Raw genomic sequence first — 19,422 nt, forward strand, 5'->3', positions numbered from 1 at the left:
CGCGAGCGCAATCGGGTGCCGGGCGGGTGCCGACCTACATCTGCAGGATGATTTTCCGCGCCGCGAGGGAGCAGCGAGGGGGAGATCAGCGGCGGGGGCGGATCTCGCGCGCCGGCGCGGCCTACGGTGGGGTAATGATCCGCACCCTTCGGCGATACCAACTGGTGACCGACATCTCGGTCGCCGCGGCGTTCTTTCTGGTGCAAGTCCTGTTCGTCCTCCACATTGGTGAGGGCTGGGCGGGCATCGTCGCGCTGCTGTTCTTCTCGTCCGCGCTCGGGCTGCGCCGGCTGAGTCCGGGGCTGGCCCTCGGCATCGCCTGGCCGGCCGCAGTGGTGCAGATGGCCGCCGCACTCGACGCGCCCCAGTTCTATGACCTCGCCGTGCTCGCCGTTCTCTTCACCACCGCCTGCTACGGCGGCCGCGTGGTTCGCTGGCTGGGGCTCGCCTCGGCGGTGCTGGGCTCGATCGTCGCCGCGGCGTACCTCGTGCTGAGGAACGGCATCGCCGGCTCGGTCGCCGGCGCGGTGTCGGGCAGCGGAGCGAACCTGTTCGCGGAGATCCCGCGCCTGCTCGCCAGCTCCCTCGTCTTCTTCTTCGGCTGCCTGGCGGTGCTTGGACTGTCCTGGACCCTCGGCCTGCTCGCTCGCACCATGCAACGCGCCAGGGCGAGCCGGGCCGCCCAGGTCACCGCCGAGCAGGACGTCGTGGTCGAGCAGGAACGCAACCGCATCGCCCGGGACATGCACGACGTCGTGGCCCACTCCCTCGCGGTCGTGATCGCGCAGGCGGACGGTGCCCGGTACGCGAGGGAGACCGATCCGGGGGTCGTGGACGAGGCCCTCGCCACGATCTCGAGCACCGCCCGGGAGGCGCTGGGCGATGTGCGGATCCTGCTCTCCCAGATGAGACACAACCAGGGCGACTCCCCGCAACCGGCGCTCGCCGACCTCGACCGCCTGGTCGAGCAGATGCGCAGCTCAGGGCTCATCGTCTCCCGCGAGGCGACAGGGCGGCCGCTCGCGCTCGCGACCGGCCAGCAGCTCGCGGTCTACCGGATCGTGCAGGAGGCCCTCACGAACGCCCTGCGTCACGGCGATACGAGCCGCGAGGTGCGGCTGGAGTTTCGGTGGCGCCCGGACGCTCTCGAGGTGACGGTTTCGAGCGCTCTCCCGGACGACGGACTCGGCGCGGTCAACCCGACCGGGCACGGAATCGCGGGAATGCGTGAACGCGCCGCCCTCTTCGGCGGCACGTTCGTTGCGCACGCCGTCGACGGACGCTGGCTGGTCTCGGCCACCCTTCCCGTTCCGCCCGCCGGGGCGGCGAACTGATGGCCGTCATCCGCGTGGCCCTCGTCGACGACCAGTCCCTGTTCCGGGCCGGCATCAGGATGCTGGTGGCGTCGCAGCCGGACCTCGAGGTGGTCGGCGAGGCCGGCAACGGACAGGAGGCCGTGGCGATGGCCGCCGAGACGCGCCCCGATGTCGTGCTCATGGACATCCGGATGCCCGTCATGGACGGAATCGCCGCGACCACCGCGATCCTGGCCGCGGCGCAGGCGCGTGGCGGCTCCGCGCCCAGAATCATCGTGCTCACCACGTTCGACCTCGACGAGGCGGCGACGCGAGCGATCCGCGGCGGGGCGAGCGGGTTCGTGCTCAAGGACGCCGACCCCGAGTTTCTGCTGGCCGCGATCCGCACGGTGCACGCCGGAAACGCGGTGATCGCGGCCTCCGCCACGCGGGAGCTGTTCGAGCACTTCACGGTGCGCCCGGTTCGCCCGGAGGTGCCGCCATCGTTCGGCCAGCTGACCTCGCGGGAGCGGGACATCTTCGTGCTCGCGGCGCGCGGGCTCAGCAACGCCGAAATCGCCTCGGGGGAGTACCTCAGCGAGGCGACAGTCAAGACCCACGTGAGCCGCATCCTCGCCAAGCTCGGCCTGAGAGACCGCGTTCAGCTCGTGGTCTTCGCGTTCGAGCACGGCCTCAACGGCTGAAGGCCGGGCCGCCCCGAACCGGGGGAAACCTCATCCTCTGGATGTAGCGGGCAGCGACCTCCGCCCGATTTCTGCCCGGCTCCGCATCCGTAGCGTCGAAGCATGCAAACCCACAACGCAGCATTCGACCATGACGAGGCGGGCCTCGTCGCCCGCGTCTCCCGACTCACCAAGTCCTACGGCGCGGGCAGCAATGCCATCAGCGCGCTCGACGGCGTCTCGATCGGCATCCGTCGGGGCGAGTTCACCGCGATCATGGGGCCGAGCGGCTCGGGCAAGTCCACCCTCATGCACATCATGGCCGGCCTCGACACGGCCACGAGCGGGCAGGCGTGGCTCGGCAACACCGAGATCACGAGCCTGCGGGATGAGGACCTCACCATCCTTCGTCGGCGTCGAGTCGGTTTCGTGTTCCAGTCGTTCAACCTCGTGCCGACCCTCGACGTGAGCGGCAACATCCTGCTGCCGTTCGAGCTCGACGGGCGGCGCCCGGCCCGTGACGAGGGCGAGTGGATCGACCGGCTCATCGACTCCCTCGGTCTTCGCGACCGCCTGCGGCACCGCCCGCACGAGCTGTCCGGTGGGCAGCAGCAGCGCGTCGCCATCGCGCGGGCACTCGCCACCCGGCCCGACCTGGTCTTCGCCGACGAGCCGACCGGCAACCTCGACTCCCGCACGAGCCGCGAGGTGCTCTCCCTGCTCGCCGCGTCGAGCACGGACTACGGCCAGAGCATCGCCATGGTCACCCACGATCCGATCGCGGCGAGCTATGCGGACCGCATCCTCTTCCTGGCGGATGGCCGGGTCGTCGAGGAGCGCGGGCGTTCGACGGCCGAGGAGATCTCGAGCTTCATGCTCGGAATGGAGAAGGCGGCATGAGGCGGGAAATGAGGGAGCACGTGCCGAGCGTTCTCGTCGCGACCCTGAGCGCCGCCTTCGGGGTGAGCCTGCTCGAGATCACGGCGGTGCTGGGCCAGATCATCGCCGCCGACGACGTCACGGGCCGCAGTAAGACGGTGGGGATCCTGCTCGGGATCGTCGCGTTCGTCTTCATCGTCATCTCGATCTACGTTGGGGCCATCGTCACCGCGAACACCTTCGCCACGATCATCGCCGGCCGCACCAGAACCATCGCGCTGCTCAGGCTCATCGGCTCGAGCGCGGCGTCCCAGCGTCGTGGAGTGGCCCACGAGGGCCTCACGGTAGGCATTCTCGGGGCCGTCCTCGGGGTCGTGAGCGGCACCGCGGTCACCGTGGTGGTGGTCACGATCGCCACCGCGACCCGGTTCGTGCCGAGCCTGCCGTACACCTTCGTGGAGCCGGTCGTTCTGCTCCCGGCGGTCGCGGTCGTGCTCACCACCTGGCTCGCGTCGTGGGTGGGCTCTCGCCGGGTGCTCCTGGTGTCCCCGATCCAGGCGACCGGGGGCGCAGTCGAGAAGTCGCGCGACGAGGTCTCCGGTCGCCGCGGCCGCAACGTCACGGCCGTCGTGCTCTTCTCGGTCGGCGCGGGTCTCCTCGGGCTCGGCGTGCTCGTCGGCCTCGTGAACCCCGGGGGCGTGCTCATCGGGCTCGTGGGCGGCATCCTCTCCTTCACCGGCCTCGTGCTCGGAGCACACCTCGTGATGCCGCCCGCGCTTCGCCTCACCGGGCGGATGTTCGGGTCGAGCGCGACCGCGCGCCTCGCCGCGGAGAACGCGGTGCGCTACCCGGAGCGGAGCTCCCGCACGACGATCGGGCTGGTGATCGGCGTCACGCTGATCACGATGTTCGCCGTGGCCGTGGCGAGCTACCAGCAGATGATCCTCGCCGCTCAGAGGTCGCAGCCCGAGGCGTACCAGGGCGTCGACCAGACGCTCGCCATCACCGTCGGCGTGTTCTCGGTGCTGATGGGCTTCAGTGCCCTCATCGCCGCCATCGGCATGGTGAACAACCTCTCGTTGAGCGTGCTGCAGCGCACCCGGGAACTCGGTCTCCTGCGGGCGCTCGGATTCACCGCCCGCCAGGTGCGCAGGATGATCCTCGCCGAGAGCGCGCAGCTCACGGTGGCCGCGGTGCTCGTCGGGCTCGTGCTCGGCGTGTTCTACGGCTGGGCGGGCGCGCAGTCGCTGCTGGGCTCGATCCACGGAAGCCCCGGCCTCATCGTGCCGGCGGTTCCCCTGCTGCTCATCGGCATCGTGGTGGCCGGCGCGGCGGTGCTCACCCTCGTGGCGTCGATCGCGCCGTCTCGCCGGGCGACCCGGGTCGCGCCGGTGGCGGCCCTCGCCGTCGACTGACGGCATCCGCCCGCCCGCTCCCCGTTCCCCGATCCCCTCTTCCCCGTTCCCCTTCCCCTTCCCCCTTCCGAAATCCATGCAAACCTTGCCCCGCCTCGGCGTGTCGAGTCGCTCAGCCGGCGTGTCGCGAAGGAATGCATGGATTTCGGAAGCGGCGGGCGGGCGGGGAGCGGCGGGAGCGGGGGAAGGCGGAAGGCGGGAGCGGCGGAAGGCGGAAGGCGGAAGGCGGGAACGGCGGGAGCGGCGGGAGCGGCGGGAGCGGGGGGACGCAGGGCGGCAGCGGACGGCGGTGCCCGCGGTGCCCGTGGGCTCGGCGAATGCCCAGAAACCCCGCCGAAATGCCTGAAAGTCTTCTCAGGATCGCGACAACGAGGCCTTTGCGGCAGGTCGAATCTGCATAGTGGGACGTCCCACATTTTCGAGACCGGCAAGGAGGCATCCCGATCGACGGTCTGTTGTCCGTTTCCCTCGTGCACGGCTATGTTCCCGCCGGGCTCTTCCTGCTCGCCGCGATCGTCGTCGCTGCCCTTTTGGTGCGTCGGCCGTGGCGGAGGTGGCTGCGCGTCTGGGGCGTCGCCGGGGCGATCGGGTGCGGCCTCGGTGTCGCGACCGGGCTCCTGCTCGGGATGCTCGCCCACCTCTACGACGAAGATGCCGCCCTCGGCGTGCTGGCCTGGTTCGGCGGAACGGGGGCGGCCATCGCCGTGGCCGTGGCCGGCCTCGTCGTGCCGGGTGAAGGAGGCCGAGGACGATGGCGCACCGCCCTCGCCGCAGCGGCGGTCCCCCTTCTCGCCGTCACCGGGGCGGTCGGCACCAACATCGCGGTGGGCGAATTCGCCAACCTGAGCGCGGTGGTCGCGCTCGGCGATTTCAAGCCGATCACCCTGCCATCCACCGCTCCCAGACTCGCCTCCGCCGGGAACCTGCCCTCGTCGTGGCGACCGCCCTCCGGGCTCCGGGGCACGGGGCGGATCGGTACCGTTGTCATCCCGCCGGAGGTGTCCGGCTTTCGGTCACGCGATGCCCTGGTCTACCTGCCGCCCGCGGCCCTGGTGGCCCGGCCTCCGAGACTCCCGGTTCTCCTGCTGATGTCCGGCCAGCCGGGAAGCCCCCAGCAGTTCGCGGTGTCGGCACAGCTCAAGCGGCACCTGGACGCATTCGCGCGGCGGCACAGGGGCCTTGCGCCGATCGTGGTCGTGGCCGACCAGCTCGGGCATGCCGAATCGAACCCGATGTGTGTCGATTCCAGACTCGGAGCATCGGCCAGCTACCTCACGGTCGACGTGCCGCACTGGATCAGGCGACATCTCAACGTGCTCTCCGCGCGCCGCGACTGGGCGATCGGCGGATTCTCGCAGGGCGGCACCTGTGCCATCCAGCTGGGGGCCGGCCATCCGGAGCTGTTCGGCAGCCTCCTCGACATCAGCGGCGAGGTCGCCCCCAGCCGGGGGAGCGACGCCGACACCATTGACTCGGGATTCGGGGGCTCCGCCAGCGCCTACGCCGCCGCGACGCCGTCCGCCGAGCTGGCCAGATATGCCCCGTACCCCGATTCGGTCGCTGTCTTCGGCCTGGGGGATGGCGACGGCCGGTTCGGACCGGGGGTGCGGATGATCGCGGCCCGCGCGGGCGCCGCGGGGATGCACACCCATGTCTTCGTGTCGTCCGGGAGCGCCCACGACTGGCGAACCGTCGACTTCGCGCTCGAGAATGCGCTTGACGTGTTCGCGGTGCGCTGGGGTCTGGGCTGAGGGCATCCACCCTCCTGACCCGTCTCCTGCCCCTCCTGCCCCTTCCGAAATCCATGCAAAGCGCCTGCGCTGCCGGCGTGTTGGGCACTCCAGCCGGCGTGTCGCCGAAGAATGCATGGATTTCGGAAGGGAGCGGGAAGGGAGCGGGAAGGGGGCGGAGGGGGAGGAGAGGGAAGGGAAACGCGGGGGAGGAACGTGAGCGAAACCCAAACCGGGGGCGCGCTGTGACTCTGCATGGCGTACTCTGAGCCTTCTCACAGAGAGCCCCAAATACGCGGCAAGGCATCGGATTGCCCTCTCATAATGGTGATCGGCTCGCCAGCGGGGCGAGGAAAGAGGCCCGATTCGTGATGAACGCCCTGTGGAACCTTCGGCTCGAGACCGGGCCGCTCCCGATCGTCGTCTACTGCCTGAGCATTGCCGCGTTCATCGCCCTGGCCACCAAGCGCCCGCTGCGGCGCTGGCTGCCGGTGCAGCTGGCCGGCGGCGCGGTCGGCGTGGGCGTGGGTTACCTGCTCGCCTGGCTCATCAGCGATGTCTGGAACACCTTCGGTCTCTCGCTCACCCCGCTGACCCGTCTCTGGTTCGGACTGGGTATCGGCGGAATCGGATTCGCGCTCGCCGGGATCTGGCGGTCGCGCCCCTGGCGGGTGGCCCTGGCCGCGAGCTCCGTGTTTCTCTTCGCCCTCATGGGCGGCGTCGGCGTGAACGTGGACGTCGCGGAGTTCCCGACCCTCGGCTCCGCGCTCGGCGTCGGCCACGTCTCCCCGCTCGCCATTCCGACGCCGTCGCAGGCGCCGACACCCGCGCTGCAGTCCACGGCGACTCTCGCCCAGACCTGGCGGCCCCCGGCCGACCTGCCGGCCGCGGGCACCGTCGGTACTGTCACCATCCCGGCCACCGCGTCCCACTTCGCCGCCCGTTCGGCGATCGTCTACCTGCCGCCGGCCGCACTCGTGAAGAACGCGCCGCGGCTGCCGGTACTCGAGATGCTGTCCGGGCAGCCGGGCGCCCCCGCCACTCTGCTGACCTCCGGCAATCTCGCGAACATCCTCAACGCGTACGCTCGCGATCACCGCGGCCTCGCCCCGATCGTCGTCATCCCCGACCAGCTTGGTGCACCGCAGCAGAACCCGATGTGCCTCGACTCGCCCCTCGGCAACGTGGAGACGTACCTCACCGTCGATGTGCCGAACTGGGTCAACGCGCACCTTCACGTTCTGCAGGACCGCAAGGACTGGGCGATCGGCGGCTTCTCCGAGGGGGGCACCTGCTCGATCCAGCTCGGCGCCAAGTTCCGAGGTATTTACGGCAGCATCTTCGACGTCTCCGGGCAGCTGGCGCCGGTGCGCGGCACCGTGACCTCGACCATCGCGAGCGCCTTCGGCGGCTCGACGTCCGCCTACCAGTCGGCCACCCCGCTCGCGCTGATGGCCGCCGGCACACCGTACGTCGACACGCTCGGGATCTTCGCTGTCGGCCAGAACGACACGCGATACGGGCTCGCAGCGGCCACCGTCTCCCAGGCGGCGCGCGCCGCGGGGATGACGGTGCACCTCATCCGATCCCCGGGCACCGCCCACGACTGGCACACGGTGCAGTACGCCCTGCACGAGTCCCTGCCCCTCCTCTACTCCCGCTGGGGCCTCTCATGAGCCGCTGGCTTGCCGGCCGGCGGGTGAGCCTCTCCCTCGCCGGCCTCATGCTCGTTCTCGCGTTCGCGACCGGGTCGCTCATCCACGGGCCGCGTCCGCAGCTCCGCGTGGTCGTGGGCACCGGGTTGGAGGCCTTCAACGACACGCACAACTTCTTCTCCCCGATCACCTCGGTGTTGTTCGCCTCCGGCATCCTCGAGTTGCTGGCGTCCATCGCCGCCATCGTCGTGCTGGTCGGCGCCGCCGAACGGCTGATGGGCTGGTGGCGCACGCTGCTCGCGTTCCTCGTCACGCCGTTGATCGGGGCCGGGGTCGGGATGCTACTGCAGGCCGCCGGTCTCATGGCGAGGGAGTTCTGGGCGGTCGGCATCCAGGAATCGATAGTGCTCGACCCGTTCACGGCGATCTCCGGGACGGTGCTCACGGCGAGCGCCTTCGCCGGCCCGCTGTGGCGCCGCCGCGTGCGCGTGCTCGGCTTCACCGCGCTCACGGTCGTCTTCCTCTACTCCGGCCAGCCCTCCGACCTCTTCCGGCTGATCGCCGCGGTCGTCGGGCTGATCCTCGGACTCGTGCTGTCCCGGTCCCGGCCGGGGTTGCGCTGGGTTCGCAGCTCGCACCACGAGGCTCGAAGCCTGCTCTCGGCGGCGCTCATGATCACCGCGATCGGCCCGTTCGTGAGCATCTTCACGCCGGCGCGCTACGGCCCGCTGCACCCGCTCGGACTGCTGTTCCGGAACGCGTTACCCCACCTGCAGACCGTCACCCACCAGTGCCTCGGCCACCTGACGAGCGTCGGGTGCGCCTTCGACGTGGCACTCGCCCGGCTGAACGGCCCTGGGCCGGTGATTCTCGCGCCCCTGCCGCTCATCGTGCTGATCGTGGCCGCGATCGGGATGCTGCGCGGTCGACGCAGCGCCGCCTGGGTCGCGATCGCGGTCAATCTTTGGCTCGCCCTCCTCGCCGCCTTCTACTACGGCTTCCTGCCGGCGATCGGCCAGGACGAGAGGGTCTCGCAAAACGCGAACGGCGTCGAGGCGGTAGTGCGGCTCTCGGTCTCGGTGCTGGTCCCGCTCGTGATCGCCGTACTCGTCGCCGCCAACCTGCGACACTTCACCGTGCGATCGCCCCGCCGGGTGGTGGTTCGCTTCATCGCGACGGTCGTCGGCACCTTCGTCGCGCTGTCTGTGCTCTACGTCGGCGTCGGCTGGCTCGACCGCGCCCAGTTCCGACCGGTGGTCACCTTCTGGCAGTTGCTCTACGACCTGCCCGATCGGTTCGTGCCCATCGGCTTCCTGCGGCTCGAGGACCTGCAGTTCCTCCCCATCGGCGGACTGAGCCGGCTGATCTACGAGTGGGTCGGGCCCGTCTTCTGGATCGTGCTCCTGCTCGCCGCGATCCCGCTGTTCTTCTCCGACCGCAATGCCACGAGCTTCGTGGAGCGCGACCGGGTGCGCGCCTTGCTCAAGCAGCACAGCGAGTCTCTCGGCCACATGGCCACCTGGAACGGCAACAGCTACTGGTTCACCGACGACGGTCGGGTCGCGATCGCGTACCGGGTGAACTCCGGAGTCGCCATCACCACCGCCGACCCCATCGGCGACCCCGAGCTCGTGGACGACGCGATCCACAAGTTCGCCACCTTCTGCGACGACAACGGCTGGACGCCGGTCTTCTACAGCGTTCAACAGAAGCATCAGGAGCTCTTCGATGGCATGGGCTGGTCGACCATGGTGGTGGCCGAGGAGACCGTCGTGTTCCCGGAGACCTGGTCGATGCTGGGCAAGAGCTGGCAGGACGTGCGCAGTTCGATCAACCGGGCGAGCCGCAACGGCGTGCGCGCGGAGTGGACGAGCTTCCAGAACCTCTCACTGGCTCACACCGCGCAGATCGAGAGCATCTCCGAGTCGTGGGTGGCCGAGAAGAACCTCCCGGAGCTCGGCTTCACCCTCGGCGGCCTCGACGAGTTGAGCGACCACGAGGTCGGCCTGTTCCTCGCGATCGGCGAAGACGAGGTGGTGCAGGCCGTGACGAGCTGGATGCCCACCTACCGGGACGGCGAGATCATCGGCTGGACCCTCGACTTCATGCGCCGCCGCCCAGACAGCATGAACGGGGTGATGGAGTTCCTCATCGCCTCCGCCGCGCTGCACATGCAGCAGCTCGGCATCGAGTTCATGAGCCTCTCGGCGGCGCCGCTCGCGCGCACCGCGACGACGGAGGCGGAGACAGACCGCATCCAGCGCCTGCTCGGCTGGCTCGCGCGCACACTCGAACCGGCCTACGGTTTCCAGTCGCTGCTCACCTTCAAGCAGAAGTTCCAGCCCGAGTTCCGGCCGCTGATCATGGCGTATCCGGACCCGCTCGCGCTCCCGGCGATCGCTGCGGCGCTTGCCCGGGCGTACATCCCGTCGCTCTCGGTTCCCCAGATGGTGCGCTTCATGCGCAGCATCCTCTGAGCCGACCCCGAAATTCGCCGCCGCGAAGTGGTATTCTGAGCAAGTGTTGTTCGGTCTGCTCCTCCTTAGCTGCCGCGACGAGTCCTAACCCAGGCCTCACTCGTCGCGGAGACTGGTGCTGCAACGGCGCCGTTGGCTGACCACTTCAGACCAAGAGACAAGAGTTGAGACCATGAAGAACACACAATCCCCCTCGGGTATGCCGATCCACAAGTACCGTCCGTATCACGAGATATTGACGGTGGACCTGCCGGACCGAACCTGGCCGTCCAAGCGGATCACCCGCGCTCCCCGCTGGTGCGCCGTCGACCTGCGTGACGGCAACCAGGCCCTCATCGACCCGATGAGTCCGGAACGCAAGCGCATCATGTTCGACCTTCTGGTGCGGATGGGCTACAAGGAGATCGAGGTCGGCTTCCCCTCGGCGAGCCAGACCGACTTCGATTTCGTGCGCAGCCTCATCGAGCAGGACCTGATCCCCGACGACGTCACCATCCAGGTGCTGACCCAGGCCCGCGAGGCCCTGATCAACCGCACCTACGAGTCGATCAGGGGCGCGAAGCGTGCCATCGTGCACCTCTACAACTCCACCAGCGTGCTGCAGCGCGACGTCGTCTTCCGCACTGACAAGCAGGGCGTCATCGACATCGCGCTCGAGGGCGCCCGCCTCTGCAAGGCCGCCGAGGCGACGGTGCCGGGCACCGAGATCTACTACGAGTACTCCCCGGAGAGCTACACCGGCACGGAACTCGAATTCGCTCTAGACGTGTGCAACCAGGTGATCGAGGTGTTCCAGCCCACTGCGGAGCGCCAGGTGATCATCAACCTGCCGGCCACCGTCGAGATGGCGACGCCGAACGTGTACGCGGACTCGATCGAGTGGATGTCGCGTCGCCTCAACCACCGCGAGAACATCATCCTGAGCCTGCACCCGCACAACGACCGGGGCACGGCGGTCGCCGCGGCGGAGCTCGGCTACCTGGCCGGTGCCGACCGCATCGAGGGCTGCCTGTTCGGCAACGGCGAACGCACCGGCAACGTCGACCTCGTCGCGCTCGGCATCAACCTCTTCACCCAGGGCATCGACCCGCAGATCGACTTCAGCGACCTCGACGAGGTGAAGCGCACCGCCGAGTACTGCAACCAGCTGCCCGTGCACGAGCGCAGCCCGTGGGCCGGCGACCTGGTCTACACGGCCTTCAGCGGCTCGCACCAGGACGCCATCAAGAAGGGCTTCGAGGCCATGGCCGCCGAGGCCGCCGAGAAGGGTGTCTCCGTGGACGACCTCACCTGGGCGGTGCCGTACCTGCCGATCGACCCGAAGGACCTGGGCCGCAGCTACGAGGCCGTCATCCGGGTCAATTCCCAGTCCGGCAAGGGCGGGGTGGCCTACCTGCTCAAGAACGACCACGCCCTCGACCTGCCGCGCAAGCTGCAGATCGAGTTCTCCGGTGTGGTTCAGGCGAAGACGGATGCCGAGGGTGGCGAGGTGACGAGCGCCCAGATCTGGGAGATCTTCACCGACGAGTACCTTCCGGCCGCCGCCGACGACGACAAGTGGGGCCGCTTCGAGCTCGCCCAGACGCGGACGTCGAGCGACATGTCCGGCGTCGTCTCGCTGCAGACGAGGCTGCGAGTCGGCGACGACACGATCGAGGCCGACGCGACCGGCAACGGCCCGGTCGCCGCGTTCCTCAAGGTGCTCGAGTCACAGGGCGTTTTCGTGAAGGTCTATGACTACGTGGAACACGCCCTCAGTTCGGGCGGAGACGCGCAGGCCGCAGCCTACGTCGAGTGCGCGGTGGGGGACAAGCGGCTGTGGGGCGTGGGCATCGACGCCGATATCTCCACGGCATCCCTCAAGGCGGTCGTCTCGGCCGTGAACCGTGCGGTGCGCGAGGAATCGGGCAACCTGGCCCTCGCGACCGCCTAGAGACAGCGCCGCCCGCGGGGCGACCGGCAGACGACGTCATCGAGCCGGCCGCCCCGCTCCGATGCGGGTTGGGCGCGGAGACGTGAGAGGCTCGCTCAAATGAGTATCGAAACATCCGGACCCGTCTCGTCGACCCCGCCCTGGTGGACCGACGCGGTCGTCTACCAGATCTACCCGCGCAGCTTCGCCGACTCGAACGGGGACGGCGTCGGCGACCTCGCCGGAATCCGCTCCAGGCTCGACCACCTGCAGCAGCTCGGGGTCGACGTGCTGTGGCTCTCGCCCATTTACCGCTCGCCCCAGGCCGACAACGGTTACGACATCAGCGACTACCGGGACATCGACCCGCTCTTCGGCACCCTCGCCGAGTTCGACGCCCTCCTCTCGGAGGTGCACGAGCGCGGGATGAAGCTCGTGATGGACCTCGTGGTCAACCACACGAGCGACGAGCACGCCTGGTTCGAGGAGTCGCGCAGCTCGCTCGACAGCCCGAAGCGCGACTGGTACGTGTGGCGGGACGGGCACGACGGGCGCGAGCCCAACCTCTGGCGCAGCGCCTTCGGCGGAGCGGCCTGGGACCTCGACGAGACCACCGGCCAGTACTACCTGCACCTGTTCGCGACGAAGCAGCCGGATCTCAACTGGGAGAACCCCGAGGTGCGGGCCGCCGTCTACGAGATGATGAACTGGTGGCTCGATCGAGGCGTCGACGGATTCCGCATGGACGTGATCAACTACATCGCCAAGGTGCAGTCCGACCTCGTCGGGGACAGCAGCCAGGCATCGATGGGCGGCCAGATCCACGACTTCCTGCAGGAGATGAACCGCGAGGTGTTCGCCGGGCGCGACACCGACCTGATCACGGTCGGCGAGATGCCCGGGGTGACGGTGGAGGACGCTGTGCTGTTCACCGGCCACGATCGGCTCGAAATCGACATGGTCTTCCAGTTCGAGCACGTGGGCCTCGACCACGGACCAGACTCCAAGTTCGACAACGTACCGCTCTCGCTCGTCGACCTGAAGCGGTCCCTCGGGCGCTGGCAGGATGGCCTCGCCGAATCCGGCTGGAACAGCCTGTACCTGGGCAACCACGACCAGCCCCGTTCGGTGTCGCGGTTCGGGGACGACGGACTCTACCGGGTCGAGTCGGCGACCATGCTCGCGACCGTGCTGCACCTGCACCGCGGCACCCCGTACGTCTACCAGGGCGACGAGATCGGCATGACCAACGCCGGCTTCACAGCCATCGAGCAGTACCAGGACATCGAGTCCGTCAACTACTTCGCCGAGGCCACCGCCGCCGGAGCATCGCCGGCCGAGGTGCTCGAGGACCTGCGCTACCGCAGCCGGGACAACGCGCGCACCCCCGTGCAATGGGACGCGACGGAGCAGGCTGGCTTCACGACGGGTTCGCCGTGGCTCGAGGTGAACCCGAATCACGTCACGGTGAACGCCGCAGCAGACCGCGCCGCGGGGCAGCGCTCGGTATTCGAGCACTACCGCCGCCTCATCGCGCTGCGGCACGGGTCGGCGGTCGTGGCGCTCGGCGACTTCGCCATGCTCGAGCCGGAGCATCCGACCCTCTATGCCTTCACGCGCACCCTCGGCGACGAGACGCTGCTCGTGGTGGGCAACTTCTCGGGCGAGGCCCTCGAGGTTTCCCTGTTGGAATCGGCGCGGGCCGCCGCCGGAACCCTCGTGATCGGCAACTACGAGACGGGGGACGGCGGAGCCGACGCCACGCTGCGTCCCTGGGAGGCGCGCGTCATCAGACTGGCGTGAGACGCACCGGATACGATCGCTGAGGGGCCGAGACGGCCCGGGCGGGCGAACGGCCGGCCGGCACATCGATCGAAGCACCTGGAGCTGACGTGAAGACCATCGGAATCATCTTCGGCGGAGCGAACAGCGAGCACGAGGTGTCGTGCGCGTCGGCCATGCACGTGCTCGCCAATCTGGACACCGACCTCTTCGTTGGCGTGCCTCTCGGCATCGACCGTAGCGGCGGCTGGCACCGGCTGGCATCGGTTGACGACCTCGAGGGCGCGGGCGAGGGCACGCGCTTCCCCGACCTCGACGGCATCGACGTCGTGTTCCCCGTGCTGCACGGGCGCTTCGGTGAGGACGGCACCGTGCAGGGGCTGCTCGAGCTCGCCGGTGTGCCGTACGTCGGTTGCGGGGTGCTCGCGAGCGCACTGGCGATGGACAAGAAGCTCGCTCAACGGCTGCTCGAGGCGAGCGGCGTGCCGACCATTCCCACCCACTCGGTGACCGCGGCCACCGCCGACGAGGCGCCGACTCTCGCCGCCGACCTCGGCTATCCGCTCTTCGTCAAGCCCAATCGGTCCGGCTCGAGCGTGGGAGTGAGCCAGGTGGCGTCACCGGCCGAGCTCGACGCCGCGATCGCCCTCGCCCTGGAGCACGACACGACGGCCCTCATCCAGAAGGCGGTCGAGGGCGACGAGGTCGATCTCGGGGTGCTCCAGCTCGTGAACGGCGACCTCACCGTCGGCGCGCCATTGCGCGTCGTGAAGAAGGGGCACTCCGCGTTCTTCGACTACGCCTCCAAGTACACCGAGGGCGCTGTCGAGCTGGAGGTGCCCGCCCGCATCCCCGAGGAGATCACCGAGCGGCTCGTCGCCCTCGCGAGGCTCGCCTTCACCACGCTGTCTTGCGACGGTCTCGCGCGAGTGGACTTCTTCGTCGGGCGGGACGGCACGATCACCCTCAACGAGGTGAACACGCTCCCCGGCCTGACGGCGCTCAGCCACTACCCGCGGATGTGGCCGCCGGTGGGGATCAGCTACACCGAGCTGCTCACGAAGCTCATCGACCGGGCTGGCGTGGCCGCCTGAAGCCCGCGATCCGGGGAATCCGTTCGATCCGCCGCTGCTCGGGCAGGCTCCAGCGGAAGAGCACGGCGAGCACGCGCACTCCGAAGGTCACGATGACGCAGATCGTGGCGGCGATGAACACCGGAACTCCGATCGCGAGCAGCGTGACGAGCGTGCTCGCCCCCGCCACGGCGGCGACCGCGTAGAGGGAGCCGACGTGCATGAGCGCGATCGGCAGGTTGAGCAGCATGTCGCGCAGGATCGAGCCGCCGACGGCCGCGACGACGCCGACGAAGACCGAGGGGATGGCCGGCAGCCCGAGGGACAGCGCCTTGGTGGTGCCGATCGCGCAGTAGAGCCCGATCGTGAGGGCGTCGAGCACGGTGATCACGGTGCCGAGCCGGGAGAACAACCGTTCGAGCAGCATCCCGAGCAACGCGGCACCGCTCGCGACGATCAGGTACCAGTTCTGCTGCAGCGCCACGGGAACCTGGTTGAGCAGGAGGTCTCGGATGAGTCCGCCGCCGAAGCCCGCCGCGATGCCGATGATCGCGATGCCGAGCAGGTCGAGCCGTCGGTCTCGGAACTGCGCCGCGAACATGGCGCCCTGCAGGCCGCCGATGCCGATCGCGAGCAGGTCGGCCCAGAGGGGTATCGCAAAAGTAGCTTCGGTCACTCGCCCATTCTGCCGCCCGGGGCGGCATCCGTCAGAACCACGGCGGCCGGGGGGATACTGGAGGCATGCCCCTCTACCGTGACGAAGCCGTCGTGCTGCGCACCCACAAGCTGGGTGAAGCGGACCGCATCGTCACGATGCTCACCAGGGAGCACGGCAAGGTTCGCGCCGTGGCCAAGGGAGTGCGGCGCACCGCCTCCAAGTTCGGCGCGCGGCTCGAACCGTTCATGGTCGCCGACGTTCAGCTCTACGAGGGGCGCAGCCTCGACATCATCACCCAGGCGGAGTCCGTGGGCTCCTACGGGGCGGACATCACGACCGACTACGGCAGCTACACCGCGGCCAGCGCGATGGTCGAGGCCGCCGACAAGCTCACCGAGGCGGAGGCGAGTCTGCAGCAATACCTGCTGCTCGTGGGGGCGCTGCGTTCTCTCGCCCGCCGGGAGCATGGCGCGAGCCTCACCCTCGACTCCTACCTGCTGCGTGCTCTGTCGATCGCCGGCTGGGCGCCGAGCTTCAACGACTGCTCGGTCACCGGCGCCCCCGGACCGCACTCGGCGTTCGTCGTGCAGCTGGGCGGGGTGGTGGCGGATGCCGTGGCTCCTCCCGGAGCGCCGCGGCTCGACTCGAATACCCTCCTGCTGCTGTCCTCGCTCCTCACCGGCGACTGGGCGGCGGCGGATGACGCGGACGAGCGCACCCGCTCCCAGGCGAGCGGTGTCGTGGCCGCCTACACGCAGTTCCACCTCGACCGCGGCCTGCGCTCCCTCGAACACGTCGACCGGCGGACCACGGCGTGAGCGTGCAGAAGACCCACCGGGACGCGGTCGACTTCAGGCCGATCGACTGGACCGGGCTGTATCCGCCCGAGCTGCCGAGGGCGGCCGTGCCCCAGCACGTCGCCATCGTGATGGACGGCAACGGCCGGTGGGCCAACGGCAGGGGACTCACGCGGGTGGAGGGCCACAAGGCGGGCGAGGCGTCGCTCCTCGATGTCGTGGCCGGCGCCATCCAGATCGGGGTCAAGCATCTCAGCGTGTACGCGTTCTCCACCGAGAACTGGAAGCGATCGCCCGACGAGGTGCGGTTTCTCATGGGGTTCAACCGGGACGTGCTGCACCGCCGTCGCGACCAGCTCAACGACTGGGGGGTTCGCGTGCGCTGGGCCGGCCGCCGGCCCAGGCTCTGGGCGTCGGTGATCAACGAGCTGCAGTTCGCCGAACGGCTCACGGCGGGCAACTCGGCGCTCACGCTCACGATGTGCGTCAACTACGGGGGCCGCAACGAGATCACGGATGCCGTGCGCGCCCTCGCCGAGGAGGTCGCCGCCGGCCGCCTCAAGCCGTCCGGCATCACGGAGAAGGCCATCCAGCGCCACCTCTACACGCCGGAGCTTCCCGACGTCGACCTCTTCGTGCGCAGCTCGGGGGAACAGCGCACCAGCAACTTCATGCTCTGGCAGAGCGCCTACGCCGAGATGGTGTTCCTCGACACCCTCTGGCCGGACTTCACCCGAGTGCAGCTCTGGGAGGCCATCCAGCTCTACGCCCAGCGCACCCGGCGATTCGGCGGCGCAATCGACGCCCCGTCGGCGTAGCGGCGACACCGCAACGGCGGCGCCGCGCCAACCCCGTCCCTGCCGAAAACGCAGGGGATCTGCGTCAACGCGGGCAATGTGTCGAGCTTTGCGACGTGTTCGTGACGGATCTCCTGCGTTTTCGGGACGGAGGGGGCTGCGGATGCGGGGTGCGGCCGGGCCGGGTGGGGACCGATAACCCGGGCGGAGCGCGGTGACGGATTTCGCTAGTCTGGCCTCATGGCTGACCGAACCCCCATCCGCACCGGCATCATCGGCTACGGCCTCTCCGGCCGGGTCTTCCACTCGCCGTTCATTTCGACGAATCCGCGCTTCTCGCTCGAGGTCATCTCCACGAGTCATGCCGGGCGGCAGACGGTGGCGAAGTCGCAGCATCCCGAAGCCGAGATCGTGGGGAGCCCGGACGAGCTCTTCGAGCGCAAGCTCGACCTGATCGTGCTCGCCTCGCCGGCCCACGTGCACCTCGAGCAGGGCCTCGCGGCCCTCGCGACGGGTGCGGCGCTCGTGATCGACAAGCCATTCGCGGCCACCACCGCGGAGGCCGAGACGCTCATCGTCGCGGCCGAGGAGGCGGGCGTCCCGCTCTCGGTGTTCCAGAATCGCCGCTGGGATGGGGACTTCCTCACCGTGCGCCGGCTCCTCGCCGAGGGGGCGCTCGGCAGCGTGCACCGGTTCGAGTCGACATTCGAGCGCTGGTCGCCGGGGCTCCGCGACCGCTGGCAGGACACGACGACCAGCGCGCAGGGGGCGGGCATCACCTACGACCTCGGCAGCCATCTCATCGACCAGGCTCTGCAGCTCTTCGGGCCGGCGTCGGTCGCGCACGCCGAACTCGCGGTGCTGCGCACGGGTGGGGTGAGCGACGACGAGGCCTTCATCTCGCTGCTGCACGAGAGCGGGGTGCGATCGCATCTCACGCTCAGCCGGTTCGCGGCGCAAAACGCGCCGCGCTTCCGCGTGCTGGGCTCCGCCTCCGCCTATTCCGTCTACGGTCTCGACGGCCAGGAGCCCGCGCTGGGGGCGGGCGTGCTGCCCACCGAGGACGGCTTCGGGGTGGAACCGCCGGAGAAGTGGGGCCAGGTCGGCATCGCCGGCTCGAGTGACACCCCTCTCGTGCCGGTGCCGACCGAACGCGGGGACTACGCGGCCTTCTACGCGGGAATGGCCGCGGCGATCCGCGACGGCGAGCCCGTCCCGGTGCTGCCGCGCGAGGCCCTCGAGACGCTCCGGATCATCGAACGCGTGCACGAACTCGCCCGCGCCTGACGGTAAGCGAAAGAGCGCTGCGCTCTCAGGCGGCGGTGAGCCCCCAGTCGTGCCCTTCCAGCGTGTTCAGCAGCGCGATGGTGGCGGCGAGGCTCGGCACCCGGCGCGCCCCGTCGCTCGCGATCAGGTGAATGCTGCGGTCGCTCGGCGGCGTGTGCGGCCGGATGACCGCCCCGGCCGGCAGCGTCGCCGTCGCGAGGGCGAGCCGGGGGAGCATCGCCACCCCGATGTCGCTCGCCACGAGGTTGAGCACGGCGCTGGCGTTGTCGGTCTCGAACGCGATCAGGGGGTCGAAGCCGGCGAGTTCGCAGACCGCGAGGAGGTGGCCGCGACAGCGCGGGCATCCGGCGATCCAGCGCTCGGTGGCGAGGCCGGCCACATCCACGATCGGGTCGCCGGCGAGGGGATGTCCGGCAGGCAGAACGACCACCATCTCCTCGGTGAAGAGAGTCTCGATGCTCAGGCCGCTCGCGCTGTCCCGGTGCGGGTCTGTGCGGTCGCCCGGGTAGCTGAAGGTCACGGCGAGGTCGATGGCGCCCTCGCGCATGAGGGCTACGGCCTCCGGCGGCTGCGCCTCGATGTAGCTGAGCTGGATGCCGGGGTGCAGGCTCGCCATCGCCCCGAGCAGCCGGGGCACGATCGTGGATGACGCGGTGGGGAACGCCGCCAGGCGCACCGTCCCCGAGCGCAGGCCGGCGAGGTCGGCGAGGTCGCCCGCGGCCGCATCGAGGGCCGAGGTGATGGTGATGGCGTGCCTGGCGAGAACCTGTCCGGCCTCGGTCAGCCGAACCGATCGCCCGACGCGGGTCACGAGCGGCAGACCGAGCCGGGCCTCGGTGCGCTGCAGGTGCTGGCTCACGGCGGGTTGGCTGTAGCCGAGCGACCGCGCGGCGCCGGTGATCGTGCCGGACTCCGCGATCGCGCGCACGATTCGGATCGATTGCAGGTCCAGTTGTGGGTCGAGCTCCAGAGTCATAGTTGA

At 69.5% G+C, this 19,422-nt stretch carries 15 protein-coding genes; 13 read left to right on the forward strand and 2 right to left on the reverse strand.

The features are described from left to right. Nucleotides 1-134 precede the first annotated feature (134 nt). The 10 genes from FVP33_RS00365 (at nucleotide 135) to FVP33_RS00410 (ending at nucleotide 14,922) form a co-directional block, all read left to right on the forward strand. A complete protein-coding gene (locus FVP33_RS00365; protein ID WP_147781658.1) occupies nucleotides 135-1,334 on the forward strand; it encodes a sensor histidine kinase in 1,200 nt (399 codons plus the stop codon). Further along, nucleotides 1,334-1,999 (forward strand): response regulator, encoded by a 666-nt coding sequence (locus tag FVP33_RS00370; protein WP_147781659.1) that lies wholly within the window; start codon nucleotides 1,334-1,336, stop codon nucleotides 1,997-1,999. Before FVP33_RS00365 ends, FVP33_RS00370 begins: the two co-directional genes overlap by 1 nt. A gap of 102 nt (nucleotides 2,000-2,101) precedes the next feature. Further along, nucleotides 2,102-2,878: an ABC transporter ATP-binding protein gene (locus FVP33_RS00375; RefSeq protein WP_147781660.1), complete on the forward strand. Its 777-nt coding sequence runs from the start codon at nucleotides 2,102-2,104 to the stop codon at nucleotides 2,876-2,878. Continuing rightward, nucleotides 2,875-4,272 carry an ABC transporter permease gene (locus tag FVP33_RS00380; protein ID WP_147781661.1) on the forward strand — a complete coding sequence of 466 codons (1,398 nt, stop codon included), beginning with the start codon at nucleotides 2,875-2,877 and terminating at the stop codon, nucleotides 4,270-4,272. Before FVP33_RS00375 ends, FVP33_RS00380 begins: the two co-directional genes overlap by 4 nt. A gap of 455 nt (nucleotides 4,273-4,727) precedes the next feature. Beyond that, nucleotides 4,728-6,023: an alpha/beta hydrolase gene (locus FVP33_RS00385; RefSeq protein ID WP_147781662.1), complete on the forward strand. Its 1,296-nt coding sequence runs from the start codon at nucleotides 4,728-4,730 to the stop codon at nucleotides 6,021-6,023. Between the two features lie 350 nt (nucleotides 6,024-6,373). Then, nucleotides 6,374-7,678, forward strand: coding sequence for an alpha/beta hydrolase (locus FVP33_RS00390; RefSeq protein WP_246142096.1), 1,305 nt, complete (start codon nucleotides 6,374-6,376; stop codon nucleotides 7,676-7,678). Continuing rightward, nucleotides 7,675-10,134, forward strand: coding sequence for a bifunctional lysylphosphatidylglycerol flippase/synthetase MprF (locus FVP33_RS00395; RefSeq protein ID WP_246142091.1), 2,460 nt, complete (start codon nucleotides 7,675-7,677; stop codon nucleotides 10,132-10,134). The genes FVP33_RS00390 and FVP33_RS00395 overlap by 4 nt, the downstream gene beginning before the upstream one ends. Nucleotides 10,135-10,306: 172 nt before the next feature. After that, the gene (leuA, locus tag FVP33_RS00400) at nucleotides 10,307-12,067 is read left to right on the forward strand and encodes a 2-isopropylmalate synthase (protein ID WP_147781664.1); all 1,761 of its coding nucleotides are present in this window, start codon (nucleotides 10,307-10,309) and stop codon (nucleotides 12,065-12,067) included. A gap of 99 nt (nucleotides 12,068-12,166) precedes the next feature. Further along, complete coding sequence (locus FVP33_RS00405) at nucleotides 12,167-13,849, forward strand: glycoside hydrolase family 13 protein (protein ID WP_147781665.1); 1,683 nt, start codon at nucleotides 12,167-12,169, stop codon at nucleotides 13,847-13,849. 89 nt (nucleotides 13,850-13,938) lie between these two features. Continuing rightward, on the forward strand, nucleotides 13,939-14,922 hold the full coding sequence (locus FVP33_RS00410; RefSeq protein WP_222706579.1) for a D-alanine--D-alanine ligase family protein: 984 nt from the start codon (nucleotides 13,939-13,941) through the stop codon (nucleotides 14,920-14,922). Here FVP33_RS00410 and FVP33_RS00415 read toward each other — a convergent pair. Next, nucleotides 14,894-15,577 carry a trimeric intracellular cation channel family protein gene (locus FVP33_RS00415; RefSeq protein WP_147781666.1) on the reverse strand — a complete coding sequence of 228 codons (684 nt, stop codon included), beginning with the start codon at nucleotides 15,575-15,577 and terminating at the stop codon, nucleotides 14,894-14,896. The two genes, FVP33_RS00410 and FVP33_RS00415, sit on opposite strands and share 29 nt — an antisense overlap. Nucleotides 15,578-15,642: 65 nt before the next feature. Here FVP33_RS00415 and recO point away from each other — a divergent pair, with 65 nt between their 5' ends. From recO to FVP33_RS00430, 3 genes are all read left to right on the forward strand, one after another. After that, a complete protein-coding gene (recO, locus tag FVP33_RS00420) occupies nucleotides 15,643-16,377 on the forward strand; it encodes a DNA repair protein RecO (protein ID WP_147781667.1) in 735 nt (244 codons plus the stop codon). Beyond that, nucleotides 16,374-17,174 (forward strand): isoprenyl transferase, encoded by an 801-nt coding sequence (locus tag FVP33_RS00425; protein WP_147781668.1) that lies wholly within the window; start codon nucleotides 16,374-16,376, stop codon nucleotides 17,172-17,174. Before recO ends, FVP33_RS00425 begins: the two co-directional genes overlap by 4 nt. A 219-nt stretch (nucleotides 17,175-17,393) precedes the next feature. Next, nucleotides 17,394-18,440 (forward strand): Gfo/Idh/MocA family protein, encoded by a 1,047-nt coding sequence (locus FVP33_RS00430; RefSeq protein WP_147781669.1) that lies wholly within the window; start codon nucleotides 17,394-17,396, stop codon nucleotides 18,438-18,440. A 25-nt stretch (nucleotides 18,441-18,465) separates the two neighbouring features. Here the strand turns inward: FVP33_RS00430 and FVP33_RS00435 are convergent, their stop codons facing one another. Then, a complete protein-coding gene (locus tag FVP33_RS00435) occupies nucleotides 18,466-19,416 on the reverse strand; it encodes a LysR family transcriptional regulator (protein WP_147781670.1) in 951 nt (316 codons plus the stop codon). Between the last annotated feature and the right edge of the window lie 6 nt (nucleotides 19,417-19,422).

The organism is Lacisediminihabitans profunda, assembly GCF_008040105.1.
In the GTDB taxonomy this organism is placed as follows: domain Bacteria; phylum Actinomycetota; class Actinomycetes; order Actinomycetales; family Microbacteriaceae; genus Lacisediminihabitans; species Lacisediminihabitans profunda.

Bases quoted from the DNA above. Each gene is read 5' to 3' on its own strand.
- FVP33_RS00365 (WP_147781658.1), top strand. From the start codon at position 135: ATGATCCGCACCCTTCGGCGATACCAACTGGTGACCGACATCTCGGTC.
- FVP33_RS00370 (WP_147781659.1), top strand. From the start codon at position 1,334: ATGGCCGTCATCCGCGTGGCCCTCGTCGACGACCAGTCCCTGTTCCGG.
- FVP33_RS00375 (WP_147781660.1), top strand. From the start codon at position 2,102: ATGCAAACCCACAACGCAGCATTCGACCATGACGAGGCGGGCCTCGTC.
- FVP33_RS00380 (WP_147781661.1), top strand. From the start codon at position 2,875: ATGAGGCGGGAAATGAGGGAGCACGTGCCGAGCGTTCTCGTCGCGACC.
- FVP33_RS00390 (WP_246142096.1), top strand. From the start codon at position 6,374: ATGAACGCCCTGTGGAACCTTCGGCTCGAGACCGGGCCGCTCCCGATC.
- FVP33_RS00395 (WP_246142091.1), top strand. From the start codon at position 7,675: ATGAGCCGCTGGCTTGCCGGCCGGCGGGTGAGCCTCTCCCTCGCCGGC.
- leuA (WP_147781664.1), top strand. From the start codon at position 10,307: ATGAAGAACACACAATCCCCCTCGGGTATGCCGATCCACAAGTACCGT.
- FVP33_RS00405 (WP_147781665.1), top strand. From the start codon at position 12,167: ATGAGTATCGAAACATCCGGACCCGTCTCGTCGACCCCGCCCTGGTGG.
- recO (WP_147781667.1), top strand. From the start codon at position 15,643: ATGCCCCTCTACCGTGACGAAGCCGTCGTGCTGCGCACCCACAAGCTG.
- FVP33_RS00430 (WP_147781669.1), top strand. From the start codon at position 17,394: ATGGCTGACCGAACCCCCATCCGCACCGGCATCATCGGCTACGGCCTC.
- FVP33_RS00435 (WP_147781670.1), bottom strand. From the start codon at position 19,416: ATGACTCTGGAGCTCGACCCACAACTGGACCTGCAATCGATCCGAATC.